This is a genomic window from Pseudomonas sp. PvP089, assembly GCF_017875165.1.
GTDB classification, from domain to species: Bacteria; Pseudomonadota; Gammaproteobacteria; order Pseudomonadales; family Pseudomonadaceae; genus Aquipseudomonas; species Aquipseudomonas fortuita.
Map to the genome: position 1 here is coordinate 4,491,299 of NZ_JAGGME010000001.1, position 23,138 is coordinate 4,514,436.

22 protein-coding genes and 6 pseudogenes are annotated in these 23,138 nt (G+C 57.5%); 11 read left to right on the forward strand and 17 right to left on the reverse strand.

Translation table 11 applies throughout. The annotated features are described in order from the left end of the window. Positions 1-87 precede the first annotated feature (87 nt). The gene (gene gcvA / locus J3A71_RS20510) at positions 88-981 is read left to right on the forward strand and encodes a transcriptional regulator GcvA (RefSeq protein WP_031311687.1); all 894 of its coding nucleotides are present in this window, start codon (positions 88-90) and stop codon (positions 979-981) included. Between the two features lie 97 nt (positions 982-1,078). Further along, positions 1,079-1,783, forward strand: a complete 705-nt coding sequence (locus J3A71_RS20515; protein WP_209953173.1) for an SDR family oxidoreductase — start codon at positions 1,079-1,081, stop codon at positions 1,781-1,783. A gap of 115 nt (positions 1,784-1,898) precedes the next feature. Here J3A71_RS20515 and J3A71_RS20520 read toward each other — a convergent pair whose 3' ends face one another. The 6 genes from J3A71_RS20520 to J3A71_RS20550 all read right to left on the reverse strand — a co-directional run bounded on the left by J3A71_RS20520 (position 1,899) and on the right by J3A71_RS20550 (position 6,475). Next, complete coding sequence (locus tag J3A71_RS20520) at positions 1,899-2,207, reverse strand: DUF2388 domain-containing protein (protein WP_016485770.1); 309 nt, start codon at positions 2,205-2,207, stop codon at positions 1,899-1,901. Positions 2,208-2,296: 89 nt separating this feature from the next. Continuing rightward, on the reverse strand, positions 2,297-2,491 hold the full coding sequence (locus tag J3A71_RS20525; RefSeq protein WP_033731210.1) for a hypothetical protein: 195 nt from the start codon (positions 2,489-2,491) through the stop codon (positions 2,297-2,299). Positions 2,492-3,212: 721 nt separating this feature from the next. Continuing rightward, complete coding sequence (locus J3A71_RS20535) at positions 3,213-3,704, reverse strand: hypothetical protein (RefSeq protein WP_024717329.1); 492 nt, start codon at positions 3,702-3,704, stop codon at positions 3,213-3,215. After that, complete coding sequence (locus J3A71_RS20540; RefSeq protein ID WP_209953175.1) at positions 3,671-4,501, reverse strand: DNA-binding protein; 831 nt, start codon at positions 4,499-4,501, stop codon at positions 3,671-3,673. The genes J3A71_RS20535 and J3A71_RS20540 overlap by 34 nt, the downstream gene beginning before the upstream one ends. 138 nt (positions 4,502-4,639) lie before the next feature. Continuing rightward, entirely contained in the window at positions 4,640-5,356 is a 717-nt protein-coding gene (locus J3A71_RS20545; protein WP_096425829.1) for a murein L,D-transpeptidase catalytic domain family protein, read from the reverse strand. Between the two features lie 84 nt (positions 5,357-5,440). Continuing rightward, positions 5,441-6,475, reverse strand: coding sequence for a L,D-transpeptidase (locus tag J3A71_RS20550; protein ID WP_096425828.1), 1,035 nt, complete (start codon positions 6,473-6,475; stop codon positions 5,441-5,443). Between the two features lie 295 nt (positions 6,476-6,770). On the opposite strand from J3A71_RS20550, the gene J3A71_RS20555 reads away from it, so the two are divergent. From J3A71_RS20555 to J3A71_RS20575, 5 genes are all read left to right on the forward strand, one after another. Continuing rightward, on the forward strand, positions 6,771-8,291 hold the full coding sequence (locus J3A71_RS20555; RefSeq protein WP_096425827.1) for an NCS1 family nucleobase:cation symporter-1: 1,521 nt from the start codon (positions 6,771-6,773) through the stop codon (positions 8,289-8,291). Positions 8,292-8,671: 380 nt separating this feature from the next. Then, positions 8,672-10,186: an IS21-like element ISPpu7 family transposase gene (gene istA, locus J3A71_RS20560; RefSeq protein ID WP_019437638.1), complete on the forward strand. Its 1,515-nt coding sequence runs from the start codon at positions 8,672-8,674 to the stop codon at positions 10,184-10,186. 17 nt (positions 10,187-10,203) lie between these two features. After that, positions 10,204-10,959: an IS21-like element ISPpu7 family helper ATPase IstB gene (istB, locus tag J3A71_RS20565; protein WP_019437637.1), complete on the forward strand. Its 756-nt coding sequence runs from the start codon at positions 10,204-10,206 to the stop codon at positions 10,957-10,959. A gap of 417 nt (positions 10,960-11,376) precedes the next feature. Beyond that, on the forward strand, positions 11,377-11,970 hold the full coding sequence (locus J3A71_RS20570; protein ID WP_023047147.1) for a GNAT family N-acetyltransferase: 594 nt from the start codon (positions 11,377-11,379) through the stop codon (positions 11,968-11,970). Then, a complete protein-coding gene (locus J3A71_RS20575; RefSeq protein ID WP_023047148.1) occupies positions 11,967-12,326 on the forward strand; it encodes a cupin domain-containing protein in 360 nt (119 codons plus the stop codon). Before J3A71_RS20570 ends, J3A71_RS20575 begins: the two co-directional genes overlap by 4 nt. Positions 12,327-12,490: 164 nt before the next feature. Here J3A71_RS20575 and J3A71_RS31500 read toward each other — a convergent pair whose 3' ends face one another. From J3A71_RS31500 to J3A71_RS20585, 3 genes and pseudogenes are all read right to left on the reverse strand, one after another. After that, positions 12,491-12,931, reverse strand: a complete 441-nt coding sequence (locus J3A71_RS31500; protein ID WP_348636165.1) for an ATP-binding protein — start codon at positions 12,929-12,931, stop codon at positions 12,491-12,493. Beyond that, the gene (locus tag J3A71_RS20580) at positions 12,906-13,691 is read right to left on the reverse strand and encodes a histidine kinase dimerization/phospho-acceptor domain-containing protein (protein ID WP_245353448.1); all 786 of its coding nucleotides are present in this window, start codon (positions 13,689-13,691) and stop codon (positions 12,906-12,908) included. The genes J3A71_RS31500 and J3A71_RS20580 overlap by 26 nt, the downstream gene beginning before the upstream one ends. A 268-nt stretch (positions 13,692-13,959) precedes the next feature. Next, positions 13,960-14,613 (reverse strand): annotated as a pseudogene (locus J3A71_RS20585) (IS1182 family transposase); the annotation flags it as partial. A 522-nt stretch (positions 14,614-15,135) separates the two neighbouring features. Here J3A71_RS20585 and J3A71_RS20590 point away from each other — a divergent pair. Continuing rightward, the gene (locus J3A71_RS20590; RefSeq protein WP_209953177.1) at positions 15,136-16,119 is read left to right on the forward strand and encodes an LLM class oxidoreductase; all 984 of its coding nucleotides are present in this window, start codon (positions 15,136-15,138) and stop codon (positions 16,117-16,119) included. 38 nt (positions 16,120-16,157) lie between these two features. On the opposite strand, the pseudogene J3A71_RS31505 reads toward J3A71_RS20590, so the two are convergent. The 6 genes and pseudogenes from J3A71_RS31505 to J3A71_RS31775 all read right to left on the reverse strand — a co-directional run. After that, positions 16,158-16,340, reverse strand: a pseudogene (locus J3A71_RS31505) (potassium transporter); the annotation flags it as partial. A gap of 194 nt (positions 16,341-16,534) precedes the next feature. Continuing rightward, positions 16,535-16,837, reverse strand: coding sequence for a hypothetical protein (locus tag J3A71_RS20595; protein ID WP_023047152.1), 303 nt, complete (start codon positions 16,835-16,837; stop codon positions 16,535-16,537). Positions 16,838-17,065: 228 nt separating this feature from the next. Continuing rightward, a complete protein-coding gene (locus tag J3A71_RS20600) occupies positions 17,066-18,166 on the reverse strand; it encodes a low temperature requirement protein A (protein ID WP_209953178.1) in 1,101 nt (366 codons plus the stop codon). A gap of 99 nt (positions 18,167-18,265) precedes the next feature. Next, a complete protein-coding gene (locus J3A71_RS20605; protein WP_070086726.1) occupies positions 18,266-18,805 on the reverse strand; it encodes a thioredoxin domain-containing protein in 540 nt (179 codons plus the stop codon). A gap of 11 nt (positions 18,806-18,816) precedes the next feature. Beyond that, positions 18,817-19,359, reverse strand: a complete 543-nt coding sequence (locus J3A71_RS20610) for a redoxin domain-containing protein (protein ID WP_019751018.1) — start codon at positions 19,357-19,359, stop codon at positions 18,817-18,819. A gap of 36 nt (positions 19,360-19,395) precedes the next feature. Beyond that, positions 19,396-19,685: pseudogene (locus J3A71_RS31775) on the reverse strand (TolC family protein); the annotation flags it as partial. A gap of 184 nt (positions 19,686-19,869) precedes the next feature. On the opposite strand from J3A71_RS31775, the pseudogene J3A71_RS31510 reads away from it, so the two are divergent. After that, a pseudogene (locus tag J3A71_RS31510) lies at positions 19,870-20,040 on the forward strand (FAD-dependent oxidoreductase); the annotation flags it as partial. A gap of 229 nt (positions 20,041-20,269) precedes the next feature. Here J3A71_RS31510 and J3A71_RS20615 read toward each other — a convergent pair. Both J3A71_RS20615 and J3A71_RS20620 read right to left on the reverse strand, forming a co-directional pair. Next, positions 20,270-20,782, reverse strand: coding sequence for a GrpB family protein (locus J3A71_RS20615; RefSeq protein WP_023047155.1), 513 nt, complete (start codon positions 20,780-20,782; stop codon positions 20,270-20,272). 62 nt (positions 20,783-20,844) lie between these two features. Then, positions 20,845-21,387, reverse strand: coding sequence for an AAA family ATPase (locus J3A71_RS20620; protein ID WP_096425821.1), 543 nt, complete (start codon positions 21,385-21,387; stop codon positions 20,845-20,847). 418 nt (positions 21,388-21,805) lie between these two features. Here J3A71_RS20620 and J3A71_RS31780 point away from each other — a divergent pair. Together J3A71_RS31780 and J3A71_RS20630 are read left to right on the forward strand one after the other, a co-directional pair. Continuing rightward, positions 21,806-22,066, forward strand: a pseudogene (locus J3A71_RS31780) (sigma factor); the annotation flags it as partial. A 65-nt stretch (positions 22,067-22,131) separates the two neighbouring features. After that, a pseudogene (locus J3A71_RS20630) lies at positions 22,132-23,055 on the forward strand (FecR domain-containing protein); the annotation flags it as partial. Positions 23,056-23,138 lie beyond the last annotated feature (83 nt).

Here is a 23,138-nt window from a genome sequence, read left to right on the forward strand (position 1 = left end):
GTTGATAAAGGTGGGCCGGGTTTCTTTAACGGTGCTCAGGGAGTAGCCTGCGCGGTGAATCTTCCCAGCCCGGCCATTGCCATCGTCATGCCAAACGGTTTCCCTGAACTGCCCCCGCTTAACGCGCTACGCGTGTTTGAAGTGGTTGCCCGCCACCTGAACTTCCGCCTGGCTGCCGAGGAACTGGGTGTGACCCAGGCGGCAGTTGCTCAACAGATACGTGGGCTGGAAGCGCACCTGAAGCTTCGTTTGTTCGAGCGCCTCCCGCGGGGCCTGGCGCTGACCGATGCGGGCCTGGGCTACAGCGCCAGCATCCGCAGCGCCTTGGCAATGATTGATGAAGCAACCCGGCTGCTCCGGCCACAGGCGGCTCACTTGACCGTCAGCGTTACCCCGACGTTTGCCTCAAAGTGGCTTATCCCCAGGCTGGGCAACTTTGCGCAAAAACACCCGGATATCGATCTGCGTGTGCTGGCCACGGACCGGCTGTCGCACTTCAGCACCGATGGCGTGGATATCGCAGTGCGCTACGGCAAGCCTGAAATCGGCGCGGGCTTGAACAGCGAACTGCTGATGGATCAGCGCATTGTCGCCGTGGCCAGCCCAACGCTTTTTGAGGGCACCCGTGTGCCCGCCAGCTTTGCGCAGCTTCAAGATTTCATCATGCTTCACGATGCCCATGATTTCTGGCCTCAATACCTGGCCGCAGTGTTCCCGCAACACGCGCAACCGACGGCCAAGAACCTGCGGTTCAATCAGACCTCGTTGGCTATTGATGCGGCCGTCAGTGGTCAGGGCATTGCGTTGGCCAGCCTGGCGTTCGTCAGCGATGAAATCGTTGCGGGCAGGCTGGTCCAGGTCTTCGCTCAGCAGCTAGGGCTCGACAAGTCGTTCTATCTGGTGTGGCCACGCAAGCTGCAGCAGCCTGAATCGCTAGGCGTTGTGCGGCGCTGGCTCAAGCAACAGGCTGACAATAGTTAATCTACTGCCACGGTAAAGTTTGGCTGCCTCCCTCCCCGCTGGGGCTACTGCTAAGGTGATTGCACCTAAGCAATCAGCCGTTCACGTTGGAGGCAGCATGTCAGTAGAAAAAGTTGCGATTATCACAGCCGGTGGCAGCGGCATGGGCGCGGCAGCAGCACGACGCCTGGCCGCTGACGGCTTCAAGGTGGGCATCCTTTCCTCTTCGGGCAAGGGCGAAGCACTGGCTGCCGGCCTTGGCGGCATTGGCGTAACCGGCAGCAACCAGTCGGTTGAAGACCTGAAACGCCTGGTAGATGCCGTGGTAGAAAAGTGGGGCCGCATCGACGTGCTGGTCAATAGCGCTGGCCATGGCCCGCGCGCGCCGATCCTGGAGATCAGCGACGAGGACTGGCACAAGGGCATGGACACCTACCTGCTCAATGTCATCCGCCCTACGCGCCTGGTAACGCCTTACATGCAACGCCAGAAAGGGGGGGTGATCATCAACATTTCCACGGCGTGGGCGTTCGAGCCGAGTGAGTTGTTCCCGACCTCTGCTGTTTTCCGCTCGGGCCTGGCCGCCTTCACCAAGATCTTCGCCGACAATTTTGCCGGGGATAACGTGCGCATCAACAACGTTCTCCCCGGCTGGATCGACAGCCTGCCGGCCACCGAACAACGCCGCGACAGCGTGCCGCTCAAACGCTATGGCACCCGCGAGGAAATCGCAGCCACCATCGCGTTTCTCGCCAGCGAAGGCGCTGCCTACATCACCGGGCAAAACATCAAGGTTGACGGCGGCCTGACCCGCAGCGTGTGATTGGGTATGGCCGCAGTCTGCGCTGCTGCGGCCTTCGGTTTCTGCAACAGGGGGGCTCGCGTGCTCGACGCGCTCCCCCGCAAGCCAGCCAGTCGTGGCCGTTTGACCTTCAAGGTTAATAGTTCTCGTAAGCCAATATGAATTGAGCCAAGGCCATGTCACTGATAGCTATGTCTGGATGGGAGTGCCGAAATTTATCCATCGCAGCTTCAAGGTAGACCCCCTTGATGTTGCCATCGCTCGCAACATAGCTGCTGGCATCATCTCGCGTTGCGGCTATCAGCTTTTTATCCCGCGAGGTCAAGTAGGTGGTTGCAGTGCTCGTGCTGGAGATGAGGGTTTCGGCCCAGAAATCATTCATCGCCATCGCAGGGCTGGAAAAAACCAAAAAACAATAAGTGGACAAGGAAAATATAAAGCGCATTAATAAACCTGAATAAAGAACACCCGAAGCAGCGTTAAAGCCGTTATACCATCACTTCAGCAGACCCGTCAGCGAGCCCTTTACTGGCATCACTCAACAAAATGGCTCCGCTTCATCCGCATCGCCGCCTTATTCGCGCGCTTCAAGCGCGCAGTGCGCTGGGCTTTATTATAATCGTCACGCCCCTGCATGACACCGCCCGCCACTTCAACCCAATCACTCGCGGTACAACCGGAAACCAGAAAGGAAAATAAAAGCGGACACATACACATCAATGACTTCATTAAACGCCCCGTTGACCACCGATCAATATAACAATGTAACTACCTTTCTTCCCCTGAAACCCTGCGCAGCCGCTCCTGCGCTTGCTCCAGTTTCCCCTTGTATCTTTCAACCATTCTGGAAGACCCGGACGCTATCGCAGCTTCCAGCTGGTCCTCCCTCCGGTGAACGTCTTTCAGTGCGCGAGACACTTGTTCGCCTGGTTCGCTCGGTTCATCATCACGGCAATACCGCTGAACCCGAGACAACGCCGCTTCCAATCCTCTCTGCTGGTATATATTCCCATACCGTATTGCCTGATCCCTTTCGTGAGCAATCTCGTCTCTGCGCTGTTCACAGCGCTTAACATCTCCTGCCAAAGACAGGTCACACACTGCAAACACAGCGAATACAACCAGTAAAAAAGGCGCTGCCCCCACGCTACGAATACCGAGCGCGTGCTTCCTGTACGGATACCCTGCTAACTGCTTACCCACAACACGTCGACCCTGCATACCTGAAAGCCTTGTAAAACCATCGAGCACCATGCTCAACCTGGGCAGCACAGTACCTCGCGATGACGCGACCGGCTTTACGTCGACCTTACTTGGCCTTACTTAACCACCTCAACAGGCGCCTGACCCTTACTTTTTCTTACCAAACGCCTGTACACCGCCTACCCTGCCCTGATAACCGCATCCCCCGGGCAGCGGACGAGCGCCTACTCAAACAGCGCAATATTCACTAACGCGGCACGTGGCACACCCCTACCACCAGGTTATTCACATTGAAATAGTACTCAAAATCCGAGAAAGCATTGAAGGTCATGATGCCGCCCTGAAAACCACGGGCCATGAATGGAATATGACTTCCCGCCGTATCGCCATCGAATGTTGAAATAGAACGTGTCTTGAAGAGATATCGCGAGGTGTCCAGGTGCGTCAGCGACAACTCGAAGCGTCTGTCATACACATATTTTACACCGCGCGGGCTTATCACATGATAATAGGCATAGATCGCACCCTCATTGGGGTCGATCGTCATATCTCCGACGCCGCGCCAAAGCCCCTCTCCCTCCTCCACATGAACAAAGTCAATGGAGGCGCTGCACGGAGCCCGAGGACTATCTCGGTAGACCGATATCAGGTAATTGCTTATCAAACCCGCAAAAATAAAAACCGAGAGAAGTGACGTAAACCCAATCACTTTTTTCCAACGCGAAGATAATTTACGCACAATGCCTCCCCGTGGCTTTCTGGCTTTACACAACTTACCAGCAACTGACTGAGAGGCTTGCGCACATAATAGTTGCTGTCTTTCAAGACCAACGCCGGCTCGAACCCGGCCATCGCCGCCAATACATCATCCTTAGACATATTTTCACTCTGTTCGGCGTACAGCGTTGCCCCATCACTCTCCCAGACACGTTTCCACGCTTCCAGGTCCGGCGGCTTGTGAAACATCAGGTAGGCATAAATAACGGGGAGCGAGGCGCCTAGAAAAGCGAGAGCCGGTAAAAACAAGTGGCTATTTCTTCTTATCCATCCGTCACGCAATGGAAGGGGGGCCATGACAGCGTTTTGCCTTTCTTCAGCGAGTTCCGCCTTGCCAGCTACAGTCTCACTCGAGCCGCTCTGTTTGCTGTCATTTCCGACGGGTTGCTCATTGGCGCCCGATGATGCCCGAGGCCTGTCTTGCTCGAGGTGCAATGGCATGTCACGTTCAACTGCAACGTCCGCGGAAACCATGGTGATTTCACACAGCAGTATCAAACCTCGCTTAGGCAATGTTTTCAAACTGTCTCGAGGCACACCAACATCAACCAGCTTCGAACGAAGCGCATGCACTGTTTTATAATAACTACTGTCAGAGACAACCAAGCCCCGAGCACCCCATACTTGAGAGATTATCGCCTCTTTATCAGTAATGCCTGCTATCAGGGCAAGCAACAGATCGCTTTCGTTACTGCCTAACGTTGTCGATAAGTTAGCACGACTCAGTGTCATCCGTTCAGCGTCGTAACAAACCTCCATCAATCCCCTCCACTGCCAATGACTTGCGCCAGCAGGATGACAACCTTCCGGCTAGCCAACTGCTGCTTCAGCACAGTGCCGCTGCGTCACGCATACTATCATTTTGCGGGGCCTGACCTGCCCCAAGGGAGCGAAGGCTTACTTGCTGGCGACCGATTGATTGGGCAGCGCACAGCTCTGGGCGTTAAGAAAGCGCGATTTTTTCAGCCAGTCTTGCTGAGGATAATAGGCAAATACGTAACTGCCGCGTTGCAGCGTCTCGATCAGCTTGCCGGCAATTGCTGGACGAACGGCCGGGCAGCCCTGGCTGCGCCCCAGGCGCCCGAGACCCGGTACTACCTTGGGGTCGGCATACGCAGCAGCATGCATAACGATCGCCCGCGACATGCTGTTGTCGTTGAACCCCGGTTCCAGCCCCTGCAGGCGCAGCGAGCGGCCGTGCTTGCCACTGTAGGTCTGCCCGGTCTCATACAGGCCGATGGAGGACTGGAAGCTGTTAGGCGCATTGGAGAACGTGGTCGGCACATCCGCGCCGCTGTTCTTGCCATGGGCCACCCACTCCTCAAACAATAGTTTCCTGGCGCGCAGGTCGAACACCCACAGGCGTTTGTCACGCGAGGCTTTAGAATAATCGATCACCGTCAGCAGCTTGTCCGCGTTGCTATGACTCGCGCAGGTATAGGCGCTAAGTGCCAGTGCCAAGGTCGAGAGACTGGCGTTTGGCGCCAACTGCTGCAGCTCGCCCGCACTCGGCAGGGGTTGCGCATCGGCGGCATGCCCGGTGCTGAGAAAACACAGGCCAATACCGGCCACCGAAAGCCGTAAGGCTCCCCGCAATAATTGGAAAATCGACATGGAATACCCTGTGAAAAACTGGCTTTTCTTGCCTTGATTGCAGCCAAAACCGGCTACTGTGCTTGATTATCTCAGCAATGCCGATCACTTCTTGACCAATGGTTTGGATGCTTCACTGCCTTCGGTGCTGATCACCGTGAATTTGCCGTCGCTGCGGGTATCCCGGGTCGATGCCCAGTCCGTAATCACCAGCATCGTGCCAACGTCCATCGCCGCACGTAAATGGCGGCGGAACGCCGGGTTGATGTTCAATTGCCCCAGTTGTTCATAGGGCGTATTCCCGTACTCCGGGTTGCTCAGGCCCACCACTGACCAACGCAGGGGCAGCCCGTCATCGAGGGCAAGGGTGGATGGCTTTTGCAGCAGGGAATACACCGCCATGCCGCTACGATGCTGACGGCTTTCAAGCGAAAGTGCAGGTGCCGAACCGATCAGTTGCCCACCGCGATACACGTAGGCGCGCATATCGGCGCGGCTGATCAGGATCGACAGTGGCCCTGCCGTCGGGTCTGGGTCGTCCCAGAATTGCTGGTTGCTCAGCACCAGCGGGCCCTGGGCCTTGCCATCACTGACCGTCGGCGCCAGCACGCCGGGGTGGTAAACCTCCACCGGGGCACTGTTGGTATCGGAAACGATGACTGTGGTTGAGCTGAAACCGGTGACTTCATACAGCTTCTTTGCAAAATCCATCGGCAGTCGAACACACCCATGCGAGGCAGGGTACCCCGGTAGATGGCCAGCGTGCAGGGCGATGCCGTCCCACGTCAGGCGCTCCATGTAGGGCATCGGTGCGCTGTTGTAGAGGCTGGACTTGTGCTCGACCTTCTTCTGCAAAATGCTGAATACCCCGGTGGGGGTTTCCCGGCCGGCCTTGCCGGTGCTGACGGTGCTGACGCCAATGGCGATGCCATTGCGATAGACGTAGGCACGTTGCTCGGTAAGGCTGACCACAACGGTCACCGGCCCCACCGGCGAGACCTGCGGGTACCAGAGAAACTGGCCAGGCTTGAGGCTTTCAAGCTGGCTCCTGAGTGCGGCCGGCGTGGGCACCTGAAAGGGAGCCGCTTCGACCATGGCGGCGGCGAGCAACAGACTCAGCCCAAGCGGTACACGCAACATCCAATAGCCCCCATATATCCCTGCCCCCAGCTTAGTCGGAACATCATCCGCAAAGCCACCCGCTCAATACACCGGGTAAAAGCTGCCGGCCCGGCGCACGGCCAGCCGTGGTGCGAGTGGTAACAACCTTACCCAAAAAATGTGCACAAAATTCCCAATTACAGCCTTGGAGCACCTGCTGACTATGCCGGATGAAGGCTATAAAGCAGTGGGAGCCACCGAACGCATGGGTTGGTACGAATCTTGTTTGTATACAAGACCAAAAATAAAAGTACACAACCATCATGGAGTTCCGATGGCGTCGATTTCACGTTCCGATGTTGACCAGCTTGATGCTCTCCCGGCCGATACGGCTGGGCCCAGTCAGCTGGCGTTGAGCCCGCGCCTGTACAGTGCCGACCTTGCCCCGACACGCGCGGCAAATCGCACTTGGGGGCGCTACAGCCTGTTTGCGCTGTGGACCAACGATGTGCATAACATCGCCAACTATTCCTTCGCCATCGGCCTCTTTGCCTTGGGCATGAGCGGCGCTCAGATCCTCGCCGCCTTCGCGCTCGGCGCGATGGTGATCTACGGCCTGATGAACCTGTCCGGCTACATGGGCCAGAAGACCGGCCTGCCCTACCCCGTGTTGTGCCGGATCAGCTTCGGCATTCATGGGGCGCAGATTCCGGCACTGATCCGTGCGGTGATCGCCATCGCCTGGTTCGGCATCCAGACCTACCTCGCCTCGGTCGTGCTGCGCGTGCTGCTGACCGCCATCGCTCCGGACCTCAAGGCCTACGACCAGAATTCGATCCTCGGCCTGTCGACCCTGGGCTGGCTCACCTTCCTTGGTATCTGGTGTGTGCAGGTGGCGATCTTCGCCTACGGCATGGAGATGGTGCGCCGCTTCGAGTCGATCACCGGGCCGATCATTCTGGTCGCGTTCGCCTGCCTGGCGGGGTGGATGTACTGGCGCAGTGGCTTGTCGATAGCCTGGTCCAGCGGCAACGCGCCAACCGGCTCCAGCCAGTGGCTGAAGGTGCTCGGCGCCGCTGCGTTGTGGGTTTCGCTGTATGGCACCATGATTCTCAACTTCTGCGACTTTACCCGTAACTGCCCGGATCGGCGCACCATCAGCGTGGGCAACTTCTGGGGCCTGCCGGTGAACATGCTCGGCTTCGCGCTGATCGCCGTGGTGCTGGCCGGTGCGCAGTTCAGCATTGACGGCAAGCTGGTGCAGGGCCCGACCGACATTGTCGCCGCCATCCCGAACACTGCCGGCCTGGTGCTGGCCTGCCTGGCCTTCCTGATCGTCACCGTGGCAGTGAACATCATGGCCAACTTCGTCGCGCCGGCCTACGTGCTCGCCAACCTGGCGCCGAACCTGCTGAACTTCCGCCGCGCTGGCTTGCTCAGTGCCGCAATCGCGGTATTGATCCTGCCCTGGCACCTGTACAACAGCCCATCCGTGATCGTGTATTTCCTCGGCGGCCTGGGCGCCCTGCTCGGCCCACTGTACGGCATCATCGTCACCGACTATTACCTGGTACGTCGCAGCCGGGTGAACCTGCCGCAGTTGTATAGCGAAAGCACAGAAGCCGCCTATCACTACAGCGGCGGGGTCAACCTGCGCGCCGTGGCCGCCTTTATCCCGGCTTCGCTGATCGCCATCGTGCTGGCGCTTGTGCCGGCGTTCGAGACGCTGTCGCAGTTCTCCTGGTTCTTCGGTGCAGGCCTGGGCGCGTTGATCCACTACGCCATCGCCAATCGCAGCATCAAGCACCTGGAAGTTTGCGGCGAAAGCATTGCGGTAGAGAGCGCGCAGCACTGACCGGCGCATTTTTGAATCGGCGCATTTCGCCGGTCACGATGGACCAGCCCTCAGCTCCGCTGAATAGTCCTGAAACCAAGGCCAGCGGCATGCCGCCCCTTCTCATGGGTATCCTGTGTTGCGGGTCGGCCGTTCACGGGCCTTTATCGCCTGTCGGCGCAAGGCCTGGATGATGAGTGCGGATTCCACGCTGACTCGGACACCCATTCCACGCGCATCCGGACAGTGATTCCACGCTGATCCGGACACTCATTCCACGAGCATCCGGACACCGACTCCACGGTCATCCGGACACTTTTCTGGCAGGCAGCCACGCAGGATTTATTCACTACCATCGATCTCTTTTTCGAAGCAGAGAGGTCGTTGTGGAGCGTTTATCCATGCGTAAAATCCGAGAGGTGTTACGCCTCAAGTTCGACTGCGGCCTGTCCGTGCGCAAGATCGCCCGCAGCCTGGGCATTGGCCACAGCAGTGCCGGTGATTACCTCTGCCGTTTTGCCGCCAGCGGCCTCACCTGGCCCTGTTCGTTGTCCGATGCCGAGTTGGAGCAGCAACTGTTCCCGCCGGCCCCGGCGGTTGCCAGTGAGAAGCGGCCTTTACCCGATTGGGCATGGGTGCATGCCGAACTGCGCCGCCCCGGGGTGACCCTGGCGCTGCTCTGGCAGGAGTACCGCCTGAGCCAGCCTCAGGGCTTTCAGTACAGCTGGTTCTGTGAGCACTACCGAGCCTGGCAGGGCAAGTTGGACGTGGTGATGCGTCAGGAGCACCGCGTCGGCGAGAAGCTGTTCGTCGACTATGCCGGCCAGACGGTGCCGGTTATCGATCGCCACAGCGGCGAGATCCGCCAGGCGCAGGTGTTCGTCGCGGTGCTCGGCGCGTCCAGCTACACCTTCGCCGAAGCCACCTGGTCGCAGCAGCTGCCGGACTGGCTAGGCTCCCATGCCCGCTGCTTCGCCTTCCTCGGCGGCGTGCCGGAGATCGTGGTGCCGGACAACCTGCGCAGCGCGGTGAGCAAGAGTCACCGCTACGAGCCGGACATCAACCCGAGCTACCGCGATCTGGCCGAGCACTATGGCGTGGCGGTGGTGCCGGCGCGGGCACGCAAACCGCGCGACAAGGCCAAGGCCGAAGTCGGCGTGCAGGTGGTCGAGCGTTGGATCCTCGCCGCACTGAGGAATCGGCAGTTCTTCTCCCTGGATGAACTCAACACGGCCATCGCCGGGCTGCTGGAGCGGCTCAACCAACGCCCGTTCAAGAAGCTGCCGGGCTCCCGGCAGTCGGCCTTCGACAGCCTGGATCGTCCGGCGCTGCGCCCCCTGCCGGAGCAACCCTACGTCTACGCCGAGTGGAAGAAGGCGCGGGTGCACATCGACTACCACGTCGAGGTCGATGGGCATTACTACTCGGTGCCGTATCAACTGGTGAAGAAGCAGCTGGAGGTGCGCCTGACGGCGCGCACCGTCGAGTTTTTCCACGCCAACCAGCGAGTGGCCAGCCACCTGCGCTCAATGCACAAGGGCAGGCACAGCACGCAGGCCGAGCACATGCCCAAGAGCCATCGCGAGCATGCCGAGTGGACGCCGCAACGGCTGATCCGCTGGGCCGAGCAGACCGGGCCGAACACCGCCGGCGTGATCCGGCACATCCTCGAACGGCGCATCCATCCGCAGCAGGGCTACCGGGCCTGCCTGGGCATCCTGCGCCTGGGTAAAACCCACGGTGAGGCGCGTCTGGAGTTGGCCTGCCGTCGCGCCATCAGCCTCGGCACGTGCAGCTACAAGAGCCTCGAATCGATCCTGCGCCAGGGGCTGGAAAACCTGCCGCTAGCTCAAACCAACCTGCCGCTACTACCGGACGACCACGCCAACCTGCGCGGATCCGCCTACTACCACTGACCCCAAGGAATCCCACCATGCTGCCCCATCCGACCCTGGACAAGCTGCAAACCCTGCGCCTGCACGGCATGCTCAAGGCGCTGAATGAACAACTGAAAACCCCGGACATCGACAGCCTGAGCTTCGAAGAACGCCTCGGCCTGCTGGTCGACCGCGAGCTGACCGAACGCGATGACAAGCGCCTGAGCAGCCGCCTGCGCCAGGCCCGGCTCAAGCACAACGCCTGCCTCGAAGACATCGACTACCGCAGCCCGCGCGGACTGGATAAGGCGCTGATCCTGCAACTGAGCAGTGGTCAGTGGCTGCGCGACGGCCTCAACCTGATCATCGGCGGCCCCACCGGTGTCGGTAAAACCTGGCTGGCCTGCGCCCTGGCCCACCAGGCCTGCCGGGAGGGCTACAGCGTGCGCTACCTGCGCCTGCCACGTTTGCTGGAAGAACTGGGTCTGGCCCATGGCGACGGCCGCTTCGCCAAGCTGATGAGCAGCTACGCCAAGACCGACCTGCTGATCCTCGACGACTGGGGCCTGGCCCCGTTCACCGGCGAGCAACGGCGCGACATGCTGGAGCTACTGGACGACCGTTACGGCCAGCGCTCGACCATCGTCACCAGCCAGATGCCGGTGGACAACTGGCACGAACTGATCGGCGATCCGACCCTGGCCGATGCCATCCTCGACCGCCTGGTGCACAACGCTTATCGGATCAATCTGAAGGGTGAATCAATGCGCAAACGGACGCAGAAATTGACGACGCCAGCCAACCCGGACTAACAATGCCACCCCTGCGTCGCTGCGCTCCGACTGCCTGTCCGAATGAGCGTGGAACAGGTGTCCGGATCAGCGTGGGCTGAGTGTCCGAATGGCGTGGAATCCGCAATGATGAGCTCATCAGCCAGGCCAGCCAGCGACCTGGCGGCACGGCTGACAGTAACCAGCAAGCGTCGCCCAGCCGATTGGCGCAGGCTTGCAACGCCTCATCGAGCCGCGTGAACGGCTCACCCGCGCAGATCTCCCAATCCCAGCGCCAGTGCGCAGGGTTTCACTTTACCGAGCTGAAGCAGCGTCGCATGCCGTGCTGACGGTGTTCGCCCAGAGCATGATGGGTACCGTTGAATCCACCTAACCTGCCACCTGGCCAAAGGGGTAATCCTTGAAAATCAAGTACCCGATCCCATGGGAGCACCGCACATGCTTATCGACTTCAGACCCGCTCATGCCTCGGATGCGCAAGATATTGCGCGCTTCTTTCAACTGACATCGGAGGGCATGGCCGATTACATATGGAGCAAGCTTGCAACACCTGGAGAAGCATTGCTGAGTGTCGGCACGTCTCGCTATGCCAGGGAACAGGGCGACTTTTCCTACAAGAACTGCCTGATGGCCATTTTCGAAGGGCGCGTCATCGGCATGATGCATAGCTATGCTTTGCGCGAGACCCCTGACAGGCCTGTCGAGACCGACCCGGTCCTCGCGCCGTATTCCGACATGGAGATACCCGACACCTTATACATATCCAGCTTGGCCCTGGATGAAGCCTGGCGCAGCCAAGGGCTGGGCGTCCAGTTTCTTCGCCACGCTCAGCAACGCGCTGAGGACGCTGGCCTTGATGGGCTATGCCTGATTGATTATGCCGAAAACCACGGTGCACGCCGCTTCTACGAACGTCACGGTTTTCAAATTGTTAAAACCTGCCAGATCGTTCCGCACCCGATGCTGAACGTAACCGGTGAAGCCTATTTGATGTATCGCCCTACCCACAATGTGCTCGAGAAAAAACCATGAACAAGAAGCTGACCGTATTCCGCGAACTGGATATCCAACCGGTGCGCGACCTTCCCTTTTTCGAAGCGGTCGTGGAAGGCACGCCTCATACGCTGACGTCCAAGTATTATCACGATGAACAACAAGGTCGCATTTCCGGAGAATGGGAAGCCAGCACCGGCGCGTGGCGCATCGACTACAAAGTTTGGGAGTTCTGCCATGTCCTGAGTGGATGCTGCGTCATCGAACTTGAGGGTTGCGCCCCCATCACACTGGCCGCTGGCGACACGTTCATTATCGAACCGGGTGCCAAGGGCAAATGGACCGTACTGGAAGACATGAAAAAGAACTTTGTGATCCTCTTGCCCGCGAACTAGGCATGGGGTGGCGGTTCATCGAGCGCAAGGCCACTTTGCATGCTTGCCTGCTGGCCGCGCTCGAATGTTCTTCGGCAGGCCACAGCAGCCCTCTACCTCATGGCTGCGCTGTCGCGCATACAACCAGGCGTTCGGCGAAGCAACCTATCAACCGAGACTTACATCTAGCCCTCTTCCGTCCACTCCAAGGTGCCAGGGAACCTCGCTATGAAGCGCGTGCCGTCCTCAGGCGTAGAGGTTACCGATAGCGTCCCGTTGTGACCCGCTACGATCTGAGATGCGATATACAAACCGAGCCCCAGCCCCTCCCCGCGACCCCCTGCCGCCCTTTTGAACGGCTGGAACAGTAGCGGTAACAAAACGTCGGGGATTTCTGGGCCATGGTTCATCACTGACAGCACTATATGATTTTCTTGCATGCTTGCGCTCACGTCTATCGGACAATCACGCGCCCCATGAGCAACGGCATTGCCCAACAGGTTTGAAAGCAATTGCCCCATTCTCCCAGCATCACAGAACACCCCAGGTGAAATGACCACCTCTTGACGGATTGTGACGTTGGGATGACTCATCATGATTTCATTGATGACCAGTAAAAACGTCACCCAGGTTATCCACTAAAGTCCGTTTGACCGGAATGCCTCCCCCCAACTTTGCTCGAGAAAAATCCAGGACATCCTCAATCAAGTGATTCATCCGCTGCGAGCTTTGTCGTATTGCAATGGCAAGCTGCTGCTCGCGACCGGCGGGAAGCTTGGCCTCCAGTAGATCAGCGCTCATTCTGATAGCGCTCAGTGGCGAACGAAGGTCATGCCCCAGTACGGCAATGAACTGCTCACGGACAATGCCGGTCTCGGCTGCATTGGCCAGTTCAATCGTTTTGGCCTCAAGGTCCGCCAAAACGTCGAGTTGAACAGCTATCAACTGGGCGAAAAGCGTTAGTGTTTTGCACACCGCATCTTCATCAAAACGTGCTGGAACCTCATCAATAGCACAGAGCGTTCCGAAAAAATCCCCGTTTGTCCTGATGATAGGTATGGAGACATAGCTTTCTAAGCCGTATGTCCTAGGGGTGTGGTGGGCTGAATACACCGGGTGCTCACTGGCATGCTTGAATATAACGGGTTTGTGGTGCTGACGAATTTCGTGGCAAATCGTCGTTTCCAGCACCAACTCGCCGCCCGGCATGAGCCCAAAATCAATAGAATCATCGACGGCGCAAGCCACCCATCTCGTCTCGGTGACACGCGCAATTGCCGCAAAGCGCATGCCGGTGACATGCTTCACCATATTGAGAATGAGCGGGACGGCCTCGACCTTGGCAATCGTACTGATGTCATATGAAAGGTCAGACGGATAAGGCATCAAGTCGCCGATTGTTTGAATGGTAAATTGGCATTAAAGCGTATGCTCCAGCGTTTGACAACGAACCCGTGCAGGGTATGCGGCCGTCAATCCGGGCATGTGGTTTCGATCAATACAGGTGGCTGACGGGCAGTTCCAGTTATGGGGAAGGCGTTGGTCAAGTCAGGTGATTTGAGCGTTCCGAAGGGATGCTCCACCGTCTGCCGGCGAACCTTCATCTTTCTGGGTCGTGCTCCAATCGGATCTGCACGGCTTCGACTGTAATAGCCTCGGCTTCAATGTCCTTGAGCTTCGTCATCTGCTGTTTCACTTTTTCTATTTTTTCGCTCAGCCGTTCAGCCTTTGCCCCGGCGACCTCGAGCGCTGCCCGATCCGCCGAACCCATCGCCGCAAGAGAGCGGTCAATGCTCTGCTCGATCTGCTGCATGCGCGCCTTGATCTTGCCCTGGGTAAAGTTGCGGTCGCGGTTATTTACGGCTTTGAATTTGCTGCCGTCGATGGCAATGATCGACTGGGATAACAGATTGAGGTTGCGGCAAAGCACTACGAATTGCCGGCAGATGCTGCGAATGGCTTTGCCGTTGTCTCGGCGAAAGCCGGCAATCGTTTTGGATTCAGGAACCAACCGGCCCGTTAACCACATCAGCTCGACATTGCGCTCTGCTTCGCGCTCAAGCCGGCGGCTGGACTGAATCCGGTTGAGGTAGCCATAGATGCAGATTTTCAGCAGGACTGCTGGATGGTAGGCCGGACGACCCGTTGCCGCAGGATCGACACCCTCGAAGCCGAGTGCTCCAAGGTCGAGTTCATCGACAAAAACGTCGACTACCCGAACTGGGTGTTTTTTGGTGATGTAGTCGTCCAGGCACTCCGGCAGCAACGTAACTTGTGTCCGAGACTCACCTTCAGTGAATCGCTTCATGATCGTCCCCGCCACGATCTCGACGATCAAAAGGTTGGACAATTGCAGGCGTTTTCACACAGCCGGGGTCGTAAGCTGCCACACGCGGACGGCAGCTATCGACCCATAGCTGCCCTTCGCGAAAGGCAGCTACCGGCCAATAGCGGCCGTTCTGGAATGGCAGGAAACGACCGATAACGGCCTTCGATACGCGACTTTCGCCCGCCAGCGGCTCGATTGTAAGAATATGGCGGAGAGCTGCAAAACCGCCTACGCTTATAGAATGATTCCTCGAACGCCTTGCCCATCTGGTGGTATAGAACCGAGAGATCTGACTTCCTTTGACCGTCCGCTTAACACCCACCCGGACCACCCGCGCCTATCGCCAGCAACTGCCCCCTGAGTCCGGTCCACACGACCAGCAGTACGGCGCAACGGGTAAAAGCCAGACCCAGTCCCCCCACTGCCGTTCAAAAGCGACCGATGCCGCAGCACCTCTGGAAACGGGGGCGCTGTTCACGTTCTGCCATGAGGTCAATCCGTATGTATCGGCCGAGCACGATTCCTTACCAGAAGCATCGAGGGTTCAGCCGAACCTTCACTCAGGGGCATTTGAGCCTTGGATTATTCTTTCCCATGGAGGCGTTCGACGGGGACACTCCGAGCATGCTCAGCCAGGTCACACTGGCTAAACAAGCCGAGGCGCTGGGCTTCTGCGCGCTCTGGTTTCGCGACGTGCCGCTTCGCGACCCTGGCTTCGGCGATGTCGGCCAAGTCTTCGACCCCTGGGTTTACCTGGGTTATATGGCCGCCCATACCTCGGAGATTGCACTTGGCACCGCCTCCATCGCCATCCCGCTGCACCATCCCCTGCACACGGCCAAGGCGTCAGCCAGCGTAGATCAGTTGAGCACTGGTCGCTTGATTCTGGGGGTTGCTTCGGGAGATCGGCCAGTGGAGTTTTCGGCGTTTGGCGTCGATCCAGAAAGGCGTGGAGAGATCTTTCGAGAACACTACGAAGTGATTCGCCGCGCCCACAGCACCAGTTTTGAGCCCATCCACTGGAGCACTGGTGAAATGCAAGGTGCAGACCTGATTCCGAAACCGACCACCCAATTCATTCCAATGCTCGTGACCGGCAACAGTCGCCAGTCACTGGATTGGATCGCGCGTGAGAGCAACGGATGGATCAACTATCCACGCATTCCGAACATGCAGCGGGTGGTCGTGGAAGATTGGCGACTGGAGGTCACGAAACAATGTGGTTCTGTGTATAAGCCCTTTACTCAGTCGCTGTACATCGATCTCGATGAGAATCCGTCAACGCCACCCACACGTATCCATTTGGGGTTCAGACTTGGACGTTACCATCTACGTTTTTTGCTGGAGTCGCTTGAGGAAATCGGCGTGGACCACGTCATTCTCAATCTCAAATACGGCAAGCGCCCTGCGGTGGAAGTTATTGAGGAATTGGGTACGCACATCGTTGCGCAGTTCGGAGTGCAGCCGCGTCAGGCAGCTCATTGAACATCGGTCACTGCTACGCCGACGAATGCTCACTTGACGAAACCATAAGGTGTCACGGCGCGGATGACCTCCGGTTCTATATCAATGATGGAGATCTTCGCGCCATCAGCGACCGGTGCCCGGCAAACAATCTACCCTACCCAGCCTAAACCCGTGATGAGCACGTTGCCTTGCAGATTCTGTGCGGCTTCCACGCCGTCCCTGGACACGATTTGCGCGCGTATCCTTTCACTTATACCGAGCGCGCAAGCATGGCATGAACCCTGGACACGGCACTTTAGCCATGACATTTATCTTCAATACAAGTGTTTTGATTGATCACCGCCCGGAACAGCAGCAGGCCCAAGCTATCCTGATTTTCACAAAATACATCGTGGGCCTCCCAGTACTGACTGGAGCTTCCTATTGGGTTTGCTTAGCCGGGTAGCTTGGCCGCAAGGACGTCAACCTTCTCGATTGATGGCGGTTCGGCAAATAGCTCGGCAGCGTTTGCCATAAGCGCCGCCGCGACCTTGCCCGAAAGATGAGCCTGCCGGCCCGCTTCATCCGGGAATGCGTCAAAGATGCCAAAGGTGGACGGCCCCAAGCGGATTCCAAACCAGGCTGTAGTGGCTGGCTCCTCCTCCACTAACGGAAGGCCACCCAAAAGAAAGCTCTCTACATCCTTTTCTTTCCCGGGTTTTGCTTCTAGGCGAACGAACAACGCTACTTTGACCATGATGTGGCTCCTGTTGTTACGATGCGGCTGGCGCTATCAGATCGCGATAGCTAAGAGGGGCATCCGAGACTCTTAACTATGGTCGACGATACCAGGATTACAAACCCAAATAGACCAAGGGTAGCGGCGAGTAGCGCACGAGCAGTGAGAACGACGTAGTGGGCAGCATGTAACCGCAAGTCAGCCACTTGCTCACTTGGTCCCACCCTCTGGTCTGATAATGATGATTCAACGATATCTGAAATTTAGAAAAACATAAGAGATCATGGTTGCTGTCAGGCCGACCAATATGTACTCGACGCGGGGTAAAAACACGACTAACCCGCCCAAAGAAAACACTATCAACGTGTTTTGTAGGATGTATTTCCTTATTCTACTCACGGCTATGAAATAGCCATATTGCTTACCTAGGAAAAACAAGGCCATGCCGGTGATCGACATAATCTGGAAATCGCGTATCGCAATGTCGTTCAGGATCGCATGCCTAATCAAATTTGCCAGAAGTGCCAGCCCCATAAAAAGAAAAAGGTGCGAGTAGATTAAGGCGTGTCCACTCATACTGCTTTGATGTTTGTTCAGCAAGTAAAAACTATCAAAATAGATCCACCAGATACTGCAAATCATGATAAATCCGGTGATGGCTGCCATCACATTATAACAACCCCATTGAATGTTAGATAAGCCTCCGGAAAGGCTAATAATTGACTCCCCCAATAAGATTAGGGTGAGTAGGCCTATGCGCTCAACCAAGTGCTCTGTGTGTGCTGGCAACGGTTTTAGTTTAGTCCAGAAAAATACAGGAAACAGAATATCAAGAATAATCCCAATATAAGCAACAAGGTAACGCAAGGGCGGGTCAAAAATAACGGATGAAAGGCTAATAACTGCGCTAACTAATAGGGCGAAGCCAAGCCTTGAGGAAAGTTCGCCGCGAGAATCGAGTTTACTAATGGATGAAATATACATAACACTGATGATTGCACGTATACCAAAATAGCAGGCAATAATGAGCGAGTAGTTCACTTCCAAGTCTTCCCCGATCCGTGCCGATAGCACAATGAGCAGGAGCATTATGAATAATGTTGCCAAACGGTGAAGATTGCTGTCTGTATCGAACCTGTTGGAGTAAATCGTGTGACTGGACCAGATCCACCACAGCGGCACAAAAAGCAGTAAGAATGTCCATAATTGCTTATGTTCAAAGTGCCCATCATGAACATGTCCGAGAGTGTGCGTAACTTGGCCTATCGTAACAACGAAAGTCAGGTCAAAAAACAACTCCAACCATGTGGCGTGTCGATTTTCTTCATAATACTTCAAAGATTTCATTAGTTGCCGGCTCCGTGCCCACCTCTTTAATGTAAAAAGGAAGCTAACGTTGGTTTTTCCTCGGCTCCGATGTGGGTGATGCCAAGCCGATTTGGCTCTCTAGCGATTTCGTCCACGCACTAACAAAAGCTCAATCATCTGACTCATCCCGATGAACTCTGGAACTCCGTCATAGCGAAGCCCGTCAATGTAAAACGCTGGGGTGCCATTCACGCCGCTGCGTACACCGCCATTGAAATCGGCTTGTATTTTGGGAATGTAAGTATCCTCTTGCATTGCAAGATCGAATTCCTCCCTGGAAAGGCCGTGTTTGAGAACGATGGCGCGATACAGCGGCAGGCCCAATCGATCCTGATTTTCGTACAATTCGTCGTGGGCCTCCCAGAAGAATCCTCGACTCCCGGCATACTCAGCGGTGACCGCTGCACCCAATGCATGGGGGTGAGCGGTGGTCAGAGGGAAGTTACGGAACACAAACAGCAAGTCATCGCGAAAATGCTGTTGCAGATTCTTGACCATCCAATAAGCTTCACCGCAATAGGGACATTCATAGTCGCCAAATTCGACCAAGGTGACCTTGGCATGCGCACTTCCCTGGCGATGGTCGTTGGCACTTACCGGGACTTTGAGAGTGGCCATCTAATCACCTGTTAATTTTTGGTTGGCGTGCTTTGTGGCGAATTCGCCAAAGCATCCAGCGCATCCAGAATACCGTCCGCACCAGGGTTGATTGCCATCGGGGAGACGTAGCTCCAGGCAACCACCCCGTCCTTGTCAATCACGAACAGCGCACGCTTACAAACCCCGAGCTGGGACTGGTACGCTCCATACTGTCGTGCCACAGCCCCTTTGGGCTCGAAATCGGCCAGCAGGCTGAAGTGAAAATTCCGATCTTTGGCAAAGGCCTGATGACACCAGGCGCTGTCAACCGAGATACCCAGTAGCGCCGCACCGTATTCTCTGAATGTGGGTAGCAACTGGTTGTACAAAGTCAGTTGGTCACCGCACACCGAAGTCCAGTCAGCGGGATAAAACGCCAATATCACGGGATTTCCCTTTAGCTCACGCAGCGACAACTGTTGATCAGGGGTTGCGTGAAGAGTGAAGTCGGGCGCGACAGTGCCGGCCGGCAGCGGCCCCTGAACCAGGTCGCCATTGGTTTTTTGTGCATCATCGAACTCTAAAGTATTCATTGCTTGAACCTTGATAGATGGGTGGTTGGGACGTGCTCAGTGGGATGCGACGTGCCCGGTGGGATAACTCCATCCACCATCAAGGGGTTCAAAAAAAGACAACGCTGCCTCGATCTCAGCCTGAGCCTGAGTGATTTCGGCAGCGAAACGTTCACGTTCCGCATCAAGGAACACAAGAAGATCCGCCGTGTAATCGCGGAATTGGATTAGGCCAGGTTGGCAGGGGAATGGTCAGATTCGCTCTGGCTCACCAATGACTATAGTCGTTGATGACGCTTACCGTAGTAGCTGAACGATTTTTCGCTACCCTCCAGTGCCAACAACACTCACGCGCTTATCTTGCTGCCATTTCAGGCGGCGTTTTAACACGATGATTTTGGCAGCTATTTCGCCACTTCAGACAAATTTACATCTGCTTTCTGGACGACAACTGCTACCCCTTACGACAAGCAGAAATCGACCAGAGGCAGACACTGAAACCGCCTTCAGGTCTACAGAGTGAAGGTTGATATGGGAAATGCTCTGGACAAACGAGTCGTTGTCATTAGTGCCGGCATCGTGGGCGCTTCGCTGGCGTAACACCTGGCTGATAAAGGCGCGAATATCACCTTGGTTGAGGCTGAAGGTATCGCGTCGGGAGTGTTTGGAGATTCACTCGCATGGAGCAACATCCTATACGGATAACGTGACCCCATTGCAGCACTGCGCGGAGCAGCAGTCAAAGATGCGGCTCGCGCAGCGATGGTGCTGTACCTAACGAATAGTCGAGATCGGTCTTCGGGAAGCTGAGCGGCAGACTTTGCGAATATTGTCACTGACCGCTTTTGGCCGTTAGCTGCCCTCCGCCAAGGGCAGCTATGGGTCGAAAGCGGTCGTGCGCGACCGGCAGCTGCCGCCCCCTAGCGGACCATCACCGTCGCCTGTTATCCCCCTCAAGCAACGCCGCGATAATGAACGGCCCCTTCTTTTCCAGATACTCAGCCATACCGCCGGTATTGGTGGCTTCCAGCTCAATCTTTAGGTCTTGATATCGCTGCCGAAGTAAGCTGTCGTTCCTGAGCAGATCTCTGAACGTCAGCATCTGGATGACTGATTGATGGCCACACCTGCAAATGTGGATCTTGTGGGTTCGCACCTCGCCAACATTGCGGCGGTAGAAATGGTGCCCTTGCGACAGGTCACTGCCGCGTACATACCCCAGCGTCAGCAGAACCTCGTCCCGCGCTGCCTCATTGCGATGCTCCGAAACCTCGATCAGCACATCGATTTCAGGCTTGGCTGCAAGTTGCGGGACAGCTGTGCTGCCTACATGATGCATGGCGACAAGCTCATCGCCGAATGCCAAGGCGAGCAGCAGTTTGTCCGCTTCGTACCGTTGCGGCCATGCGGGGTTGTGGGTCGTGATCTTGCTGGTCAGCGCCATGGGCCATCCTTGGGCAGGTAAGAACGTTCTGATGCGCCGTTTCGGCAGGCGCCCGCCGCCATCTAATGACCTTGCACAACCCCATCAGGCTGCGTGCCCATGCTTGCGAGAAAAATCTCGGTCTCCCGATTGGACCGCAGGCAGACCACGCGACACCCCGACGGCACCGTCGCCACGAATCGCTTCATTGCCTTGCGAGACGAGGTTTTCGTCCGCCACATGAACCTGAAAAACTCCGGCAGGTTGGCCAGCAGTTCCGGGCAGTCATCCGGCAAGTCTGGCCGGGACCGACCGCGGTTCAGCATCGTTCTGATGAGCACGCGCCAGAATCGAAGCGGCGCCGAGCGATCGATCCATATCACCATGTCAGCGCGGGCCAGGCGGTTGCTCCATGTGGCCGAATGGCCGCCTTCGAAGATCCAGCGCTCACGAGCCTCGACCTCGTGGCATAGACGCGTCTTCTCGTCCCGGCTCCGCTCCACCCAGCCTGGCTGCCAATGAATCGTGTCGATATGCACGACCGGCAAGCCCGTGCGCTCGCCCAGCTTGCGCGCCAGGGTACTTTTCCCAGAACCCGGCTGACCAATGATCATCACCCGTTGCATTGAAGCTCCCTCTCGCCATGCTTGTTGAAATTGGGGCGCGCGATTCTACGGCAATGGGCGATGCGGCCAACTGCACCGCCCTGGTCAGCTGACAGGTTGAATGACGCGCCCTCATCTGCAAGGAAGCGCCGGTCGCCATACGCTTCAGAGCCCCGTCTGCTCTTTCTTGGGGGCAGCCCACTTTGTGGGAGCGGGTTCAGCCGCGAACACCTGCACAGCCGGTGCCATCCACCGCACCGCCTGCTTTGCGGGTAAACCCGCAGCCACAGGTATTGCCAGTCCTCACGCTCACAAACAATAATAAGAGCAATTCCTATTTGAGATAGCCTCCATGTCGGCCGACTCGTCTGTTTCTGCCTCCGTCGGCACGCTCTACGTCGAACACAGCCCTTGGCTGCTCGGCTGGTTGCGCAAGCGTATGGGCAACCACTGCGATGCTGCGGACCTGGTGCAGGATACGTTCCTCAAGGTACTCAAGGCGCGTACCGCCGATGAGATCCGCGCCCCCCGGCACTACCTGTCGAAGGTGGCCAAAGGCTTGATGATCGACCTGTATCGCCGTCGCTCGTTGGAGCAGGCTTACCTCGAAGCACTGGCCGCTTTGCCTGAGACCCACGTGCCCAGCTCCGAAGCCCAGGTGATGGTGTTCGAAACCCTGATCGAGCTCGACCGAATGCTCGCCGGCCTCGGCGCCAAGGTGCGCGAGGTGTTCGTGCTGGCGCAACTCGAGGGCCTGCCCCGCGCCAGGCCGTTCGCGAGGCGGCACGCTGGTATGCGCAGTTGTCCACCCAGTCGGCCAGCACAGAGGAGCAAGCGCGCTGGCAGGGCTGGTACGACAGCGACCCGCTGCACCGTGAGGCGTGGCAGAGGATGCTGGCGGTCAGCGACCGCTTTGCCGGCTTGCCTGGGCGCCTCGCCGCTTCGACCTTGCTCGGCGCAGGGCAGGCCCGCCGCCAGGTATTGTATGGGCTGGCCGTGCTGTTGGGTGGTGGTGTGCTCGGTGGTGTCGGCTGGCGCAGCGAAACCCGGCAGGTCTGGGCCGCCGACTATCTTACGGGTGTCGGTGATCAGCGCACGGTGCAACTCGCCGATGGCAGTCGGATGCTGATGGACACCGACACGGCGGTGGACGCGTTTTTCGATGGCCAGCAACGGCGTTTGCTGTTGCGGCGCGGCCAGGTGCTGATCACCACTGCACGCGATCACGCTGCCCGGCTGTTCATGGTCGACACCCGCGATGGCCGTGTGTTCGCCCTAGGCACGCAGTTTCAGGTCAGTGTCGACGACCACCGCAGCGAAGTGGCCGTGCTGGAGAAAGCTGTCGAGGTTTCTGTCGGCAGGTTTTACGAAATGCGCCTGGTAGCCGGCCAGCGCGCAACGTTCAACGCCCAGGGCATTGGCCCGCTGCGTGCCAATGACGCCAGCGTCGCTGCCTGGGCGCAAGGCAGCGTCGTGGCCATCGACACCCCGCTGGTTGAGCTGTTGGCGGATTTGTCGCGCTACCGGCCCGGCTTGTTGAGCTGCGACCCTGGCGTAGCGCGCATGAAGATCTCCGGCGCGTTCCCGATCGCCGACACCGACCTGGCGCTGACCGCGCTGGAAAGTGCATTCCCGCTCAAGGTGCATCGGCGCACGCGTTACTGGGTGACCGTGTTGCCAGGCAGCTGACCGCCGCACGCGGAAAAAAATGTTCGCCACCTTGCACTTTGCTGGCAGCTCGTTCGGCTTTTCCTCCCACATGTTCAATCGAA